This is a genomic window from Streptomyces sp. NPDC003635, assembly GCF_053587635.1.
On the sequence record NZ_JBSFOK010000032.1, the window covers coordinates 1 to 13,886 of the forward strand.

The window sequence follows — 13,886 nt, forward strand, 5'->3', positions numbered from 1 at the left end:
AAGTCCCGTCCGGGGGGGCCCGGACACGGCTCCCCGGCACCACGGCTTTCTCGATGTTCACCGGGATTCCCTCGACGTCCCCGAAACTCCTGCCGCGCGCTCCCCGGATCTCATATGAGGATGAGCGCCCGGGGTTTCCGCTCCGGTACCAGGTCGTTAGGCACGGCGGCAGAATTTCCTGTGGTGACTGTGAGTTGCCGAAGAGAGGAACACGATGAAGTCCCTGAAGGCCGCCGCTGTCGTTGCCGGTTCCCTGGTCGTCGCCGGGGCCGCCGCGCCCGCGTTCGCCCACAGCCCCGCCGACCTCACGCCGACCAGCCTCAACGGCGCGGTGAACACCCTCACCAGCGGCCGTCTGACGGCCGCCGACGCGATGCCGCTGCAGCACCAGTCGGAAGCCCTCGACACCGAGAACAGGGACTCCGTGCTCCACACCGTGAAGGGCGCCACCACCGCGCTGAACCAGGGCGGCGGACTGCTCGGCGGACTTCCACTTCAGCACTGAATTCTCCATTTCCGCGCCGTGCGGGCCGATTCCGTTTCCGTGCGGAATCGGCCCTCGGCCTTTCCGCCGTCGCTGTTCGAGGTGTGCGTAACTCGTTCGTGTGGACCGGCCGTTGGTCGTCGCCCGGTCGGGTGAGAAGGGCCCCGGCGCCCTTCCGGGGCGTCGATAAGGTCGCGCGGTGACCTCAACCTCAAGCGAAAACCGCGCCTTCAGCGCCGCCGACCTCGGCACGCTCGTCGTGATGGCCTGGAGCGGCGAGGCCCCCGGCGGCGACATGCCCTATCTGCTCGCCTACACCCTCGGTGACGGCGCCGCGGGGCCGGAGGGCTCGACCAACGCCGTGGAAGCGCTGCTGGAGAACAACGGACTGCCGGTCGGCGGTGACCTCGTCGACGGCAACGCCCGCCCCACCATCCCGGTCAGCCTGCTCGTCGAGTCCGGGCGGGCCGTCGTCAGCATGACCGGCTTCAACGCCACCTGCACCCCGCCGCCGGAGTGGCTGGAGGCGGTGGCCGAACGCGGCTTCGCCTACTTCGTGTTCACCTCCCGCCCCTGGCCCGAGGCCGAGCCCGGCAAGCCGATCCAGCCGGAGGCCCTGGCCGAGTTCGCCGGCGCCGACGAGACCCTGAACGCCGCCGCGCACGTCGTGCTGCCGGCCCGGAGCCTGCGCGGCTGATGGCCACCACCGCGGGACGGTCCGCGCGGACCGTGGGCGCGGGGCGGGGGTTCGCCCTGTTGCTGGTGCTCACCGGCGCCGCCGGACTGCTGGCCTCCTGGGTCATCACCCTCGACAAGTTCAAGCTGCTGGAGGACCCGGACTTCACCCCGGGCTGCAGTCTGAACCCGGTGGTGTCCTGCGGCAGTGTGATGGAGAGCGACCAGGCCGAGGCCTTCGGCTTCCCCAACCCGATGCTGGGCCTGGTCGCCTACGGCATCGTCATCTGTGTCGGTGTCAGCCTCTGGGCCGGTGCCGCCTTCCCGCGCTGGTACTGGCTCACCTTCGAGGCGGGTTGTCTGTTCGGCGTCGGGTTCGTGTCGTGGCTGCAGTTCGAGTCGCTGTACCGGATCAACGCCCTGTGCCTGTGGTGCTGTCTGGCGTGGATCGCCACGATCATCCTCTTCTGGTACGTCACTTCGCTCGTCGTGCGCCGCGAACTCCTGCCCGCCCCCGGCTGGTTGGTCTCGTTCTTCGGCGAGTTCACCTGGGTGCTCGCGGTGCTGCACCTCGGCATCGTCGGGATGCTGATCCTGACCCGCTGGTGGGACTTCTGGACGAGCTGATCGACGTACTACTGCGGCAGTCGGGGGAATCTTGCGCTGGTCGTGAGTGCGGAGTCGTTGTGCGGTACGGACGTCGAACCACCGAACCCTGGAAGGGACCGTAGCTGAGATGAAGTCGACCACCCGAGGAACCCTTGCCGCCGTCGTCACGGGCGTCGCGGCCGCGGTGGCAGCCGCCGCCCCCGCCGCCGCGGTCGGCACGGTCCCGGTCCCGGTGCCGCTGGACGGCGTCGAGAAGTCCCTCAACATCGAGCTGCCGAAGATCGGCGGCGAGGTGCCGGTGCCGATGCCGGGTGCCCCCGACGGCCCCCGGTACGTCGAGGGGCGGCTCATCCCCGAGCGCGTCGTCCCGCAACTGCCGGTCACCGGCGGGCTCCCCGGCGTCGGCCTGCGCGCCCCGCTGCCGCACCTCCTCGGCGACGACTTCGACCACGTCGGTGTCCACGCCCCGGCCTCCGACCTGCGCACCCTGGCGCCGGGCCTCACCGTGGACGCCCCGCTCACCCCGCCGAACCCGGACAACTTCGGCCTGCCGGAGCTCAAGCTGCCGCAGGCGGGGCTGCTCGCGCCGGTGCTGCAGACCGCGTCGGCGGCGGACCTGGCGATGGGACCGGGCCTGTAGGTCCAGTCGGCAGGTCCTGCCGGCCGCGGCTCCTGGTTCGTGGCTCCGGGGTCGCAGCCCTCGGTTGTCGCCGAGCCTTCGTCAGGGCCCGGGGCGCGTGTCGCGTCGGCCGGGCCCTTCGGCTGTCCGGGGCACGGACGGTGACCGGGGCGCCCCTCGGGGGGTTACCGCTACGACAAACCAACCGGATGAGGAGCACACGATGGTGGTCGGCGTCGGTGGAGTGGCCGTGGGGGCGGAACCCGTAGCGCAGGGCAAGGCGAGACCCGTGCGGGGCGGCAGACGGGACGTGCTGCGCGGCTTGTTCGCCGCGGCCGGCGCGCTGGCCCTGGCGCCGGTCGTCGCCGCCTCCCGGCCGGCGGCCCAGGACCGGGGCGCGGACCGGGCGTCGGGCCGGGACAACCCCGGCGAGATCGCCTTCGACGAGACCTACCGCGGCCGCCAGATCCGCGGCATCTACACCTCGGCCGGTGGCACCTTCGGCGCCGACGAGTGGCACGTCACCGTCGACGGCGTACGGCTGCACCTGATGCGGCGGGCCGACGGCACCTGGCTGAGCATGGTCGACCACTACCGCTCATACGACACACCGCTGGAGGCGGCCCGGGCGGCCGTCGACGAACTCGGGCCGGGGGAGCGGCTGCGCGACTGGAAGAAGAGGACCGGGGAACATCATGGCGTACACGCGTAAGGACGTCAGCACGCTCACCCGTGCCGAGCGGCGGCGACTGGTGAACGCGCTGCTGGAGCTCAAACGGCGGGGCGAGTACGACGAGTTCGTGCGCACGCACATCGACTACTACGTCTCCGACGGCGAGGACGGACTGCGTACGGCCCACATGGCGCCCTCCTTCCTGCCCTGGCACCGGCAGTTCCTGCTGGAGCTGGAGCGGGCGCTGCGCCGGGTGGACTCCTCGGTGACCCTGCCGTACTGGGACTGGACGAAGGACCGTACGGCCGGGGCCGCGCCCTGGACCTCCGACCTGCTCGGGGGCAACGGGCGGCGCACGGACCGGCAGGTGATGACCGGCCCCTTCGCCTACGCCCAGGGCAACTGGACGATCAGGGAAAGCGTGACGGACGGCCGGTTCCTCACCCGGGACCTCGGCCGGGCCCGTGATCCGATCGCGCTGCCGACGAAGCGCGACCTGGAGTGGGCGATGGCGGATCCCGTCTATGACGCGCGGCCGTGGAACTCGACCGTCCGCAAGGGCTTCCGCAACAAGCTGGAGGGGTGGGGCGAGGGGCGCGGCCCGGTGGCCTGGCGCAACCACAACCGGGTGCACCGCTGGGTGGGCGGTGACATGGTCGGCGGTGCCTCGGTCAACGACCCGGTGTTCTGGATGCACCACGCCTTCATCGACCTGTGCTGGACGCGCTGGCAGCGGCGGCACCGCACGCACCGTTATCTGCCGGCCACGCCCCCGGCGATCGGGGACGAGCAGCGGGGGCGGGTCGTCGCGCGGCACGAGAAGCTGCCGCCGTGGAATGTGACGCCGGACCAGTTGGAGGACGTGAGCCGGATCTACCGGTACGCGTGAGGTGCGGCGGGTGTGAGGTGAGCCAGGTGTTGGGTGAGCCGGGTGTGAGGTGAGCCGGCAAGGGGAGAGCCCCGGCGCTCGAGGTGCCGGGGCTCTCTTCCGTACGGGGAGGTACGGGCGGGGCTTCAGTCGCCGTAGCCGCTGTTGCCGTGGCCCTTGCCGTGTCCGTGGCCGTAGCCGCCGTGCTTGTCCTTGTCGTCACCGTTGTTGACGCAGGTGTTGCCGAAGGCGGGGTTCAGCAGACCGATCACGTCGACGGTGTTCCCGCACAGGTTGATCGGGATGTTGACGGGAACCTGGATGACATTGCCCGACGCGACGCCGGGCGAGTGCTCGGCCTTGCCGTGGGCGCCCGCGTCCGCCAGGGCCATTCCGGCCCCGCCGATCACCATGGCACCGGTGCCGACGGCGACAGCGGCTGTCTTCGCGATGCGCGACATCACGTTCTCCTTCTGAATCGGTGAGCTCGGCGGCAGGGTGCGCCGCCGCACTCCCCGTTCAACGCCGGTGATCGCGGGTGGTCACGCCGATCGTGCCGGGATCACCCCCGGCGTAACCCGTGCGGCGGTGTCAGGGCAGCCGCCGTACGGGCGAGCCCGCGAGGTAGGCCCTGATGTTCTCCACGGCCTGGCCGTAGTACGTGCGGTAGTTGGCCTCGGAGACATAGCCGAGGTGAGGGGTGGCCAGCAGGCGTGGGGCCGTGCGCATCGGGTGGTCGGCGGGGAGCGGCTCGGTGTCGAAGACGTCCACGGCGGCGCCCGCGATCCGGCCCGCGTGCAGGGCGGCGAGCAGGGCGTCCTGGTCGACGATGGCCGCGCGGGAGGTGTTGACCAGATACGCCGTCGGCTTGAGGAGGGCGAGTTCGGGGGCTCCGAGCAGGCCGCGGGTGCGGTCGCCGAGGGCGAGGTGGACGGAGACGAAGTCGCTGTCGGCGAGGAGGTCCTCCTTGCTGCCGGCGAGTTCGACCCCGACTTCGTCCGTGCGCTCCTTGGTGAGGTTCTGGCTCCAGGCGCTGACGCGCATGCCGAAGGCGAGGCCGACCTGCGCGACCCGGCCGCCGATCTTGCCGAGCCCGAGCAGACCGAGCCGGCGGCCGTGCAGATCGGCGCCCACGGTGGACTGCCAGGGCCCGTTCGCACGCAGGGAGTTGCTCTCGGTCACGACACCCCGGGCCAGGCCCAGCAGCAGTGCCCAGGTCAGCTCCACGGGCGGGGTCGAGGAACTGGCCGTACCGCAGACGGTGACGCCGTGAGCCTCGGCGGCGGCGTAGTCGATGACGCTGTTGCGCATGCCGGAGGCGACCAGCAGCCGCAGCCGGGGCAGCCGGGCGAACAGGGAGGCCGGGAAGGGGACGCGCTCGCGCAGGGTGACCACGATGTCGAACTCGGCGAGCGCGGCGGCCAGGGCGTCCTCGTCGGCGAAGTGGAAGCCGAAGGAGACCACTTCGACGTCCTCGGCGATCGGCGCCCAGCCCACGAGCCCGGTGGCGACCTGCTGAAAGTCATCGAGCACGGCACAGCGCAGCGGCACAGCGAGGTCCTTTCGGCGGGGCGGGATCCCCGACTCTACGCCGAACCCGACCGCCCAGCCCCCTGAACAGCGCAAACGCCCTCCCGAGGGAGAGCGGAGACGGGGCGCGTCCGGCAGGACTCGAACGCGCGGCCAAGGGCGTAGACGTCGCCTTGCGGATACCACCCTCGCCTGACCTGGAGCCCTTCCCTGATGGAGCTCTGGGCCGGTAGAACATCGACACGTACTCGACAGACGCGGGATGTGGGGCGGACGTGACGGTGTATCTGACCGAAGCCGATCCGAGATGGTCTGCGCATTCCGGTGAAGCGGGCCACCACGACGCTCCGGAGTGGGGACCCGCGGATCTTGAGCGCGCGGCGGCCTTCCTGGCCGAACTCCCCTCCCAGGCGGGACGAGTGTTGGAGTACTTGCTGCGCAATCCCGGCCGGACGATCCACTGCACCGAGTTGGTGGACAAAGTCCTGGGCGGACCGAATGAGGGTGATCCGGCGCGGCGCGTGGCAGGTGTGCTGTCTGGGATGACCAAGGCGCACCACAACAGTGGGCGGCGCTATCCGTTCTACTGGTGGGAGGCGCCCGAGGGGAGTGCGGGCGCGACGTACGCTGTGCGCCCCTCGATGGCAGCGGTGTTCCTGGCGGCCCGTCTCGGCCACGGGCAGGCAGCGCACTACCAGTTGCCGTAGCGCGCGCCCCGCTACGGCTTGAGCACTCCTCCGCGGCGCGGGGCGGTCTCGCTCCCGTTCAGAGGGCGTCGATCCGCCAAGCGATCACACCGGTTGATCCCTCGGCGCCGTCCACGTGGATCCGAACGGGCTTGTCCCCACTGATTCGTTGCTGCACCACTGCCTCATCGCAAGGCACGGAGGTCTCCGTGCCGGCCTTCGAGGGCACGAACTCCAGGTGCGCACTGCCACTGCCCACGCAGACCAGGTTGAGCCGGTAGGTCCGGCCCTTGCTCAACCCGGGCTCGGTGTGGACGCCATCGGTCACACGCTCGACCCCGGATTCGACGAGGGTTCCGCTGTGGACTGAGGCGATGGCCGCTTGGGCCCGACCGGTGAGATCCCTCTCCGACGGCTCGGCCGCTGTGCGGGACGGGCTCGACGCGGGCGGCGTCGGCCGGGAGGCCGAGGTGTCGTCACCGTCGTCGGCTGACGTGCACGACGTGAGCAGCAACGTCGACAGCACCACAGCGCATCCGGCGAGCCCGGACCGTCTCGGGCGTGAACGGATCATGACGGGGCTTCCCAGTACGGCCGTACGTGTTCCGGCTGATCTCACGCGTCTCCCATGATCGGCGGAGGAGTGCCCGGGCTTCCTCGCGCCGGGTGAAACAGGCCCTGACCAGCAAAAAAGCCCTCCCGGAGGAGAGCTGTGAAATGGCGCCCCCGGCAGGACTCGAACCTGCGGCCAAGCGCTTAGAAGGCGCTGGGTGCTACGCGATGGGCACCCACTCTGACCTGCCCGTTCCCTGGGTCGGGCTGGCTTGGCGGACGCTCTTCGACACACATGCGACACGGCCTCGCTGAAGCTCGCTACGGGCGTCGGTAGGCCGACGGATCGACACCGTCCTGAGGGTCCCTGCTGATGCTCACATAGGCGGGATGCTCTGGATCACCCACCTGCATGAGGGCGAAGAGATCAAGGTCATGGTTCGCGAACCGGTGGAGGTACTGAAGGAACAGCTCCAACTCGTCGTCCGACAGCCGTTCGTCGTGTCGCTCGTTGCGCATGCGTGCACGATACGTGCGAGGGTCGCGAGTCTTGCCGTGAGGGCGATCGGCTAACGGTTGATCGGGATTTCGTAGACGATTTCGCAGTGAGCGACGGGCACGACGATGTCCGCTGTCTCGACGGGGCGTCCCTGGTCGCTGTAGTAGGTCCGCCGGATGTGCGTCACGAGTGCGGCCTTCTGGATGCCGAGCAGGGACGCTTCCTCGGCGGTCGCTGTCCGCGGCTCAGGCTGCTCGACGGCATGGCTGACGGTGACGCCGATGGCGGCCATACGGTTCACAACGCCGACACCGGCGTGAGGGCCTCCTTCGGGGAGGACGACGAGTGAACCCGCGGTGAGGTCGTACGGCTCCCAACTTGTCGAGAGCTGAACCGGCTTGCCGTCTGCCAGGAACTCGTACGTCGTCCTGACGCACAGTTCGCCCTCTTCCATCCCCAGCCGAGCGGCGATGTCGGCAGGCGCCGGCACCTTGGCGTCCGTACGGCTCTCCCAATCGCCTTGCTTGCCCACGGCCCTCATGTCCGTCCGGAAGGGCGACTCGTCGGGGTGCTCCCGTGCCGACGACCGTACGACCCGCACCCGCTGACGGGGCTCGGCAACGTAAGTCCCCGATCCGGCACGGCCCTCCAGCACTCCGTGGGAGATCAGCAACTCCTGCGCCCGGCGGACCACGTTCTCGCCCACTCCGCACTCCTGGCCGATCTGAGCACGGGAGGGCAGGCGGTCGCCCGGCTCCCAGACGTGCTCCGCGATCCGGCGCCGGAGTTCGTCGGCGATGCGGAGATAGGGCGGCTGCTCAGGCATATGGAAAATCTAGTCCACTAGCTCTAATCTAGTTAACTAGCTTCACTCAAAGTGATCGCTGGTGACGGAGGCTGTCCTGTGCCCGCTTCGGGAGTTAGCGCGGCGGCCATCGCCGCCCGGCTGTCCGCCCTCGGGCTTCCCACGCGAGTGGAGGAACAGGACCGTCACACGTCGGTCGAAGCGGAGGTGCCGGACGAGCTCTCCGCCGAGTTATGGCGGGCGGTCCTGGACGTGGTGGCTGAGGCCGATCGGTTCGGACTGCTCGCCACCAGCTTGAACGACCGCACCCTTTGGGCGGTCGTACGCAGAACGGTCCCCGCGACGGGCGATGTCGGGGGACCGGGCCATCAGCGATAGGAGCTGATTCAGCGTGCTCAACCGTATCCGCCGCGCCCTCGCCCTCACCAGGGTGCGGACCGCCTCCCGGGGCAGGCACCGCCGCCCGTTAACTTCGCCGCGTCCGGTGTCTCCTGGCGCTGCCTCCCCCGAGCTCTCTGTCCTCTCGCATCTGAATTTGAGCCAGACTTCCTTCCGGGCTGCTGGCGGTTCGCTATTGCCGGGTGAGGAAGTCGCGCTCGTCAGGCCGTACGTGCTGGCCTGGGAGAAGAGCACGCGGGCTCGCACAGTCATCGTCGCGCCCCACATGCCGAATCCCGCGTGGCCTGAGGCCCTCATGGGGGTCTGCTGATGTCCCCCGGCCGAAAGTCGAACGCCACAGACTCGCCGCTCGTCCCCTACCGCTCGGCCGCCTGCCGGATCGGTACGCATCCCACCTGCGCCGAGTCCGATCCGGCGGCTGCACCGACCGACGTGCCGGTGATCTATGAGGCGTGCGACTGCTCGTGCCATTCGACGGCCGGCCTGTCCGCGCCCATGGGGGTGGGCGGGACCGTCGTGATCGCACGGATTCCAAGCGGCGCCCTGGTGGCCAACGTCGAGATCACGGCGGCCACTGTGCAGCGCGGCGACGTCATCCAAGTCGGCGGTCGGGCTTGCCGGGTGAGAGACCTGTTCCAGCTTTCCCGGGGTGCGAAGCAACTGATCTTCGACTCGGGTGAGTTGCTGACGATTCACGCGCGTACCCGGCTCGTCGCCGTGCGGACGCTGAGAAGGCGGTGAGCGTTCTCGTGCCTCAACGTCACCTCGACATCGCCGACGACCTTCGGCAACAGATTACGAACGGCCGTCTTCAGCCGGGCGAAAGGCTGCCGTCGGAAACCGTTTTGGCCGAGCGGCACGCGGTCAGCACGGTCACCCTGCGACAGGCTCTCGCGGTGCTTCAAGGCGAGGGACTCCTGGAGAAAATCCACGGCAAGGGCAACTTCGTGCGCCGCCCACCACGGAGGATCACCTACGTGGGCAGCTGGGGCACCCTGGACCCTTGGACCGCCGCTGAGCCGTCCTTGCGTGTCACGGTTCGCAGCGCCACGGTTCAAGCTGCTGCGGACCTGTCGGCGCTCCTGAGAGTCCCCTCCGGGAGTCCCTTGGCGGAGTTCTCCTGCCTCGGCCTCGAAGGGGAGTCACCGCGCGGGCTGGCCCGCATCTACATGCCGCGAGACCTGGCCCCGGCCGGCGTGCTGGACGACGACTCCGACCGCCGAGAGGCGGCTACACGCTTCGCCATTCTCGGTCCGCCGCCGGCCGCCGTTCGGGAGACGGTGTGCGCTCGCCCTCCGACACCGGAGGAAGCAACGGCTCTCCGTATCGGCTCCATGACAGCCGTACTAGCGATTACCCGCCTCGCGACCGATGCCGCGGGCCGTGTCGTTGAGGCTGCACTACTGGCCTTCCCAGGAGACCGCGTCGACGCCGTCTTCACAGCCCACCACGCGACCCACGAGAGGGAGACTGAGGGATGACAACGCCGAATGGACTGCGGCTACTCCCATGGACGGGTCCTGAGGGCAAGCCCTGCTACCTGAGCACCGACGACCAGGACGGCTACATGTCCCGCTTGGCGGACAACGTCGAAGCGGTCCAGCTCGGAACTGCAACCGACCTGCTGGAGCAGGCGACAGACGCCCTTGCTGACCGGGACGTTGACCCGACGGAAGTGCAGCGGCTGGCGAGAGAACTGCTCGGAGCTCTCCGAGACGTCCTCCGCGTGGTTGCCAGTCGCGGCAATCCTCTGGCAGCGGACGAGCTTCAAGAGCGCTGAGGGACGTACTCGAAGAGTGCACCCCCTTTGACGCCAAATCTTCCGAGGGGGAGGGGAGCCGGGTACTCGCTGCGGCTCGCCTCCCCCTTGGGCATGTAGCTCCCAGGTCAGGCCACTTGGCGTCGATGAGGTGCCGGGCGCTACTGCTGTAGTGCGCCCCGCTACGGCTTGAGTGCTCCTCGGCGGTGCGGGGCCGTTTTACTCCCATTCAAAGGGTGTCGATTTGCCAAGCGATCAAGCCGAAACCTTGGCGGAGATCGTGGCCTTGGCCCTGGTGATCAATGCACCGGCCGAGAACTCACCTTGGCCCGAGATTTCGACATGCGCTGGTCAGTGCCGGGCACGAATCCGGCGCGGTGCTGTGCTCTCGCCGTTCTACAGGACCAGGCTCAGCATAGCTGCGGCAAACAGCAGGCTGACTCCAGCGAGGATGAGGTTGATTCCGAGGCGGAGTCGGCGGAACTTGATCACGACTGATCGGGAGAGGAAAGCGACTCGCTCAGCTCGGAGATCTGCGCGCATGTGGTCGCGTAGCGACTCGGGTTCCAGAGTCGCCCATCGAGACCAGCCTTCGGCTGTCACAGTGCCGATGTGGACTGGTCGGACCGTGATCAGTAGAACTACGACGGCGATCACGAGGCACATCGCGCCAGCCGCGCCGACAGCTAGCACAGTGCTCCCCTGGTGTTTAGAGCCCTGTGTCACCACGAAGCCAAGGCCTACGCTCGTCATCGCCAGCACGATGCTTGCTTTGGCGTCGGCCCGCGCAAGTTCGCTGGTCAGCGTCCTGAGCGCGTCATTCAAGTTGTCGGACGAGTGGTCCGTATCACTGTTCGATCCCTGCGCCATGAGGCCTCCGTCCCTGACACGGAGACGTTGACGGACGGCTACCGGTTCTTCTGAGTCAAGCAGATAGTGGACGCGCCATACCCGCAAACCTCTTTGTCCCGAGAGAACTTGGGTGGGTTGCTGCCGCGGGCTGGTGTGCCTCTCGCTTGAGCTGACGGTCAACAGCCGTTCGTATTTGTCCGCCGTTGCACGTCGGCGTTGTCACGCACTTACACACTCACTGATTGACTGACGAGGCCGTCCGCCGGAGTCGGCGTATCCCAACTTCAAGCGGATCCTCGCTCACCGGACACAAGAGCGCGGTGAGCTGCCCAGCCTGCCTCGGTGAGCGCCCACGGATCACCGTGCCTTGTGTACGGTTTGAGGAGTCCTGCCTTGACCATCCGATTCCGCTGCCAGGCGGTCCGGTTCTCCCACTTGACTTCCCCGTTAGAGGGTTGCGGCAGGTGGTCGGTTTCAGTGAGCTGCGAACCGTATCGCTCCCGGATTTGCCAAAGCACGGCTTGCTTGGAACCTGCGCCGCCCATCTTGCCAAGCGTTATGAGAAGCCAACGGCCTAGGACGTCGTGGGGTGTCAGCTGCATGCTGGCGATCGTAGGTTGCCGCAATGGATCGTGTTACGCCCTCCACCCAAGAAGTTGACCCGTTTCAGTGGTAGTTGGCACGCCGAAGCCCGCTGGGAAGAAACACCCCATCCTGCCTGACCGTCAGCCCCGGGAGCGAATCAGTAGGTTGGGGGCCTGCTGACCTGTGCGTTTCCGGGTCACCTTGAAGCCGACCTGTCACCATTGGTCGCCATCGGGCACGCCTGAGCCCCCTCGCACGGCCCAGCCAGCGCCGTTCGCGAGCCGCGCGCTGGCGGTACTACTCCTCGTCGCTGCGCTCCAGCACCAAGCCGACGGATCCGTCATCCAGCCCGTTGCTGTCTTCTAGGTGGAGGTGAGCCCCATCAGGGACGCGATCACCGGCCAGCACCAGCAGGTGCCCGGCCAGCGTCCGGAGGCCCGCAGCGTTCGCCTCGATGACCACCTCTCGCCCGAGGTTCCGCACCTGGATCCGCGCGTCCGCGTCCCATGTGAAGACCAGCCCGGCACCGTCCGCCACAACCGCGACATGGGTGCTCTCCATCGGGGCATTGCTGAATTCAGGGGCCATGCCGACCATGATGACGCCAGCCGCACACGGCTCCGGAGGGGCCTTGTGTGTCACGCGTCTCCGCTAATCAGAGCCTTGCTGAGCGCTCTCAGGGGCACCTCCGTCCACAGATAGTCCGCACCCGGACCCTGCCCGCGGGTTGCCCCCTCCACCGGGTTTCGCTCCTTCGATCACAACAAGCTCCCTGTTGATCGACCATGACTCCACGCGATCACGGGTGACTGTTTTTGCAAACATTTCAGAATCAGTGGCAAACTGTATACGCAAACAGGTACCGTGGAGCCGCAAACAACCCCAGGAGGTAAGCGTGGCAACTCTCCACACGGCCATCCGGGCCCAGATGGGCTCGACCCCGTACTACGTGACCACCATGAAGGTGAGCGATCTCGTTCAGGTCGCCCGGCCGGCGAGCGAGCAGGAGGAATGGGCCACCACGGGCCTGACCGAACGCTTGCAGCGCGAGCTCAACGAGAATCGGGTGCGCACCGAGATTGCTCCGTACCTGGCTAACTCTCCCGACCGGTTCTTCGGCGCCCTCATCCTGCTGCTGGACTCCGATGAGGAGCCGGAGTTCGAGCCGTTCAGTGAGCTGGCTAAGAGCCTGCCGAAGGCGTACCGGTCCACCATGGGCAAGGACTCGTTCGGCTTCCTGACCATCGATAGCGGCGAGCGCATCATCCTCGACGGCCAGCACCGTTTCGCCGCCCTGCGTGAGGTGCACCTCACGCGCACCGTCGAGGGTGAGTACGCCAAGGACGTCGGGGACGACGAGGTGACCGTCATCATCGTCCCGCGCATCAGCACGCAGCACACCAGGAAGATCTTCAACAAGGTCAACCGCTACGCCAAGAACACCAGCCGCGGTGACAACATCCTCACCAGCGAGGACGACGGGTTCGCGATCCTCACCCGGCGCCTGGCGGATGACGACGGCCCGCTGGCCGGCAAGAACCACAAGGGCGAGTCGCTGGTCAACTACAAGAACAACACCATCGCCGAACGCAGCACCCAGCTCACCACCCTGAGCGCCATCTACGAGACCGTCCGCATCATCGCCGAGCACTACGACATGGCGGACGAACTGAACGAAAAGAAGACCCACGTCCGCCCCCCGGAGGACACCATCGACCAGGGCTACGAGCATGTCGAGGGCTGGTGGACGACCGTCCTGGACGGCATGCCGAAGCTGAAGTACGGCCGGGACAACACCAAGCTCCTCCCCGAGCTGCGCGCCAAGGAGGCCGACTACGGATTGCTGTTCAAGCCGGCCACCCACATCGTGCTGTTCCAAGCGCTGTCCCAGATCCTCAAGGCCAACCCCGAGCTGCTCTTGGAGGAAGCCGTTGAGCGCACCTACCGGCTCGACTGGAAGATCACGGACCCTCTGTGGCGCGATGTCCTGATCAACTCGGCGCACAACATCCTGACGAAAAAGGAGAACTACAACCTCGCCGCCGACTTGATCACCTACCTGGTCGTCGGTGCCAAGATGCCCGCCAGCCACATCAAGGAGCTGACCGAACGCGTCGCGAAGGCACGCGGCGAGGACGAAGCGACGTTCCAGCTTCCGGAACCGCTCGGCGACTGACTGGCCTTCTCAGCCCACCAGCGGATACAGCACTCCAGGGCTGACGGATGGCACCCAACGGCAGCCCTGGACAATCGCAGGCCCGACGCGTCAGTAGCGTGCCCGTCAGGCACGC

Annotated in this window: 20 protein-coding genes; 12 read left to right on the plus strand and 8 right to left on the minus strand. The window is 67.9% G+C overall.

Annotated elements, in window-relative coordinates:
* Positions 1-214 precede the first annotated feature (214 nt).
* From ACWDRW_RS26470 to ACWDRW_RS26495, 6 genes are all read left to right on the plus strand, one after another.
* On the plus strand, positions 215-505 hold the full coding sequence (locus tag ACWDRW_RS26470) for a hypothetical protein (protein ID WP_451726549.1): 291 nt from the start codon (positions 215-217) through the stop codon (positions 503-505).
* Between the two features lie 178 nt (positions 506-683).
* Positions 684-1,181 carry a DUF5949 family protein gene (locus tag ACWDRW_RS26475; RefSeq protein ID WP_451726550.1) on the plus strand — a complete coding sequence of 166 codons (498 nt, stop codon included), beginning with the start codon at positions 684-686 and terminating at the stop codon, positions 1,179-1,181.
* On the plus strand, positions 1,181-1,786 hold the full coding sequence (locus ACWDRW_RS26480) for a vitamin K epoxide reductase family protein (RefSeq protein ID WP_451726551.1): 606 nt from the start codon (positions 1,181-1,183) through the stop codon (positions 1,784-1,786). Before ACWDRW_RS26475 ends, ACWDRW_RS26480 begins: the two co-directional genes overlap by 1 nt.
* A gap of 109 nt (positions 1,787-1,895) precedes the next feature.
* Positions 1,896-2,408 carry a hypothetical protein gene (locus tag ACWDRW_RS26485; RefSeq protein ID WP_451726552.1) on the plus strand — a complete coding sequence of 171 codons (513 nt, stop codon included), beginning with the start codon at positions 1,896-1,898 and terminating at the stop codon, positions 2,406-2,408.
* Positions 2,409-2,610: 202 nt separating this feature from the next.
* Complete coding sequence (locus ACWDRW_RS26490) at positions 2,611-3,099, plus strand: tyrosinase cofactor (protein WP_451726553.1); 489 nt, start codon at positions 2,611-2,613, stop codon at positions 3,097-3,099.
* Positions 3,083-3,949: a tyrosinase family protein gene (locus ACWDRW_RS26495; RefSeq protein WP_451726554.1), complete on the plus strand. Its 867-nt coding sequence runs from the start codon at positions 3,083-3,085 to the stop codon at positions 3,947-3,949. The genes ACWDRW_RS26490 and ACWDRW_RS26495 overlap by 17 nt, the downstream gene beginning before the upstream one ends.
* A gap of 125 nt (positions 3,950-4,074) precedes the next feature.
* Here ACWDRW_RS26495 and ACWDRW_RS26500 read toward each other — a convergent pair whose 3' ends face one another.
* Both ACWDRW_RS26500 and ACWDRW_RS26505 read right to left on the minus strand, forming a co-directional pair.
* On the minus strand, positions 4,075-4,389 hold the full coding sequence (locus tag ACWDRW_RS26500; protein WP_451726555.1) for a chaplin: 315 nt from the start codon (positions 4,387-4,389) through the stop codon (positions 4,075-4,077).
* A gap of 130 nt (positions 4,390-4,519) precedes the next feature.
* Positions 4,520-5,479 (minus strand): D-2-hydroxyacid dehydrogenase family protein, encoded by a 960-nt coding sequence (locus tag ACWDRW_RS26505; RefSeq protein WP_451726556.1) that lies wholly within the window; start codon positions 5,477-5,479, stop codon positions 4,520-4,522.
* A gap of 254 nt (positions 5,480-5,733) precedes the next feature.
* On the opposite strand from ACWDRW_RS26505, the gene ACWDRW_RS26510 reads away from it, so the two are divergent.
* Positions 5,734-6,165, plus strand: a complete 432-nt coding sequence (locus tag ACWDRW_RS26510; protein WP_451726557.1) for a DUF6416 domain-containing protein — start codon at positions 5,734-5,736, stop codon at positions 6,163-6,165.
* A 58-nt stretch (positions 6,166-6,223) separates the two neighbouring features.
* Here the strand turns inward: ACWDRW_RS26510 and ACWDRW_RS26515 are convergent, their stop codons facing one another.
* From ACWDRW_RS26515 to ACWDRW_RS26525, 3 genes are all read right to left on the minus strand, one after another.
* Positions 6,224-6,673: a hypothetical protein gene (locus tag ACWDRW_RS26515; protein WP_451726558.1), complete on the minus strand. Its 450-nt coding sequence runs from the start codon at positions 6,671-6,673 to the stop codon at positions 6,224-6,226.
* A 344-nt stretch (positions 6,674-7,017) separates the two neighbouring features.
* Positions 7,018-7,215, minus strand: coding sequence for a hypothetical protein (locus ACWDRW_RS26520; RefSeq protein ID WP_451726559.1), 198 nt, complete (start codon positions 7,213-7,215; stop codon positions 7,018-7,020).
* A gap of 50 nt (positions 7,216-7,265) precedes the next feature.
* On the minus strand, positions 7,266-8,021 hold the full coding sequence (locus ACWDRW_RS26525) for a GntR family transcriptional regulator (protein ID WP_451726560.1): 756 nt from the start codon (positions 8,019-8,021) through the stop codon (positions 7,266-7,268).
* 78 nt (positions 8,022-8,099) lie between these two features.
* Here ACWDRW_RS26525 and ACWDRW_RS26530 point away from each other — a divergent pair, with 78 nt between their 5' ends.
* The 4 genes from ACWDRW_RS26530 to ACWDRW_RS26545 all read left to right on the plus strand — a co-directional run bounded on the left by ACWDRW_RS26530 (position 8,100) and on the right by ACWDRW_RS26545 (position 10,179).
* On the plus strand, positions 8,100-8,378 hold the full coding sequence (locus ACWDRW_RS26530) for a hypothetical protein (protein WP_451726561.1): 279 nt from the start codon (positions 8,100-8,102) through the stop codon (positions 8,376-8,378).
* Positions 8,379-8,894: 516 nt separating this feature from the next.
* Positions 8,895-9,140 (plus strand): hypothetical protein, encoded by a 246-nt coding sequence (locus ACWDRW_RS26535; protein ID WP_451726692.1) that lies wholly within the window; start codon positions 8,895-8,897, stop codon positions 9,138-9,140.
* An 8-nt stretch (positions 9,141-9,148) separates the two neighbouring features.
* Positions 9,149-9,880: a GntR family transcriptional regulator gene (locus ACWDRW_RS26540; RefSeq protein WP_451726694.1), complete on the plus strand. Its 732-nt coding sequence runs from the start codon at positions 9,149-9,151 to the stop codon at positions 9,878-9,880.
* Positions 9,877-10,179: a hypothetical protein gene (locus tag ACWDRW_RS26545; RefSeq protein ID WP_451726562.1), complete on the plus strand. Its 303-nt coding sequence runs from the start codon at positions 9,877-9,879 to the stop codon at positions 10,177-10,179. Before ACWDRW_RS26540 ends, ACWDRW_RS26545 begins: the two co-directional genes overlap by 4 nt.
* Positions 10,180-10,554: 375 nt before the next feature.
* On the opposite strand, the gene ACWDRW_RS26550 is transcribed toward ACWDRW_RS26545, so the two are convergent.
* The 3 genes from ACWDRW_RS26550 to ACWDRW_RS26560 all read right to left on the minus strand — a co-directional run bounded on the left by ACWDRW_RS26550 (position 10,555) and on the right by ACWDRW_RS26560 (position 12,183).
* Positions 10,555-11,028, minus strand: coding sequence for a Pycsar system effector family protein (locus tag ACWDRW_RS26550; RefSeq protein WP_451726563.1), 474 nt, complete (start codon positions 11,026-11,028; stop codon positions 10,555-10,557).
* A 266-nt stretch (positions 11,029-11,294) separates the two neighbouring features.
* Positions 11,295-11,612 carry a winged helix-turn-helix domain-containing protein gene (locus tag ACWDRW_RS26555; protein ID WP_451726564.1) on the minus strand — a complete coding sequence of 106 codons (318 nt, stop codon included), beginning with the start codon at positions 11,610-11,612 and terminating at the stop codon, positions 11,295-11,297.
* 280 nt (positions 11,613-11,892) lie between these two features.
* Positions 11,893-12,183, minus strand: coding sequence for an Imm32 family immunity protein (locus ACWDRW_RS26560; RefSeq protein WP_451726565.1), 291 nt, complete (start codon positions 12,181-12,183; stop codon positions 11,893-11,895).
* Positions 12,184-12,490: 307 nt separating this feature from the next.
* Between ACWDRW_RS26560 and ACWDRW_RS26565 the strand changes: the two genes are divergently transcribed.
* Positions 12,491-13,771 (plus strand): DNA sulfur modification protein DndB, encoded by a 1,281-nt coding sequence (locus tag ACWDRW_RS26565; protein WP_451726566.1) that lies wholly within the window; start codon positions 12,491-12,493, stop codon positions 13,769-13,771.
* The last annotated feature ends 115 nt before the right edge of the window (positions 13,772-13,886 follow it).

Excerpts from the sequence above, each read along its gene's own strand:
- ACWDRW_RS26480 (WP_451726551.1), top strand. The coding sequence starts at position 1,181 with ATGGCCACCACCGCGGGACGGTCCGCGCGGACCGTGGGCGCGGGGCGG.
- ACWDRW_RS26500 (WP_451726555.1), bottom strand. The coding sequence starts at position 4,389 with ATGTCGCGCATCGCGAAGACAGCCGCTGTCGCCGTCGGCACCGGTGCC.
- ACWDRW_RS26555 (WP_451726564.1), bottom strand. The coding sequence starts at position 11,612 with ATGCAGCTGACACCCCACGACGTCCTAGGCCGTTGGCTTCTCATAACG.
- ACWDRW_RS26495 (WP_451726554.1), top strand. The coding sequence starts at position 3,083 with ATGGCGTACACGCGTAAGGACGTCAGCACGCTCACCCGTGCCGAGCGG.
- ACWDRW_RS26525 (WP_451726560.1), bottom strand. The coding sequence starts at position 8,021 with ATGCCTGAGCAGCCGCCCTATCTCCGCATCGCCGACGAACTCCGGCGC.
- ACWDRW_RS26485 (WP_451726552.1), top strand. The coding sequence starts at position 1,896 with ATGAAGTCGACCACCCGAGGAACCCTTGCCGCCGTCGTCACGGGCGTC.
- ACWDRW_RS26470 (WP_451726549.1), top strand. The coding sequence starts at position 215 with ATGAAGTCCCTGAAGGCCGCCGCTGTCGTTGCCGGTTCCCTGGTCGTC.
- ACWDRW_RS26545 (WP_451726562.1), top strand. The coding sequence starts at position 9,877 with ATGACAACGCCGAATGGACTGCGGCTACTCCCATGGACGGGTCCTGAG.
- ACWDRW_RS26535 (WP_451726692.1), top strand. The coding sequence starts at position 8,895 with ATGGGGGTGGGCGGGACCGTCGTGATCGCACGGATTCCAAGCGGCGCC.
- ACWDRW_RS26520 (WP_451726559.1), bottom strand. The coding sequence starts at position 7,215 with ATGCGCAACGAGCGACACGACGAACGGCTGTCGGACGACGAGTTGGAG.
- ACWDRW_RS26560 (WP_451726565.1), bottom strand. The coding sequence starts at position 12,183 with ATGGCCCCTGAATTCAGCAATGCCCCGATGGAGAGCACCCATGTCGCG.
- ACWDRW_RS26490 (WP_451726553.1), top strand. The coding sequence starts at position 2,611 with ATGGTGGTCGGCGTCGGTGGAGTGGCCGTGGGGGCGGAACCCGTAGCG.
- ACWDRW_RS26550 (WP_451726563.1), bottom strand. The coding sequence starts at position 11,028 with ATGGCGCAGGGATCGAACAGTGATACGGACCACTCGTCCGACAACTTG.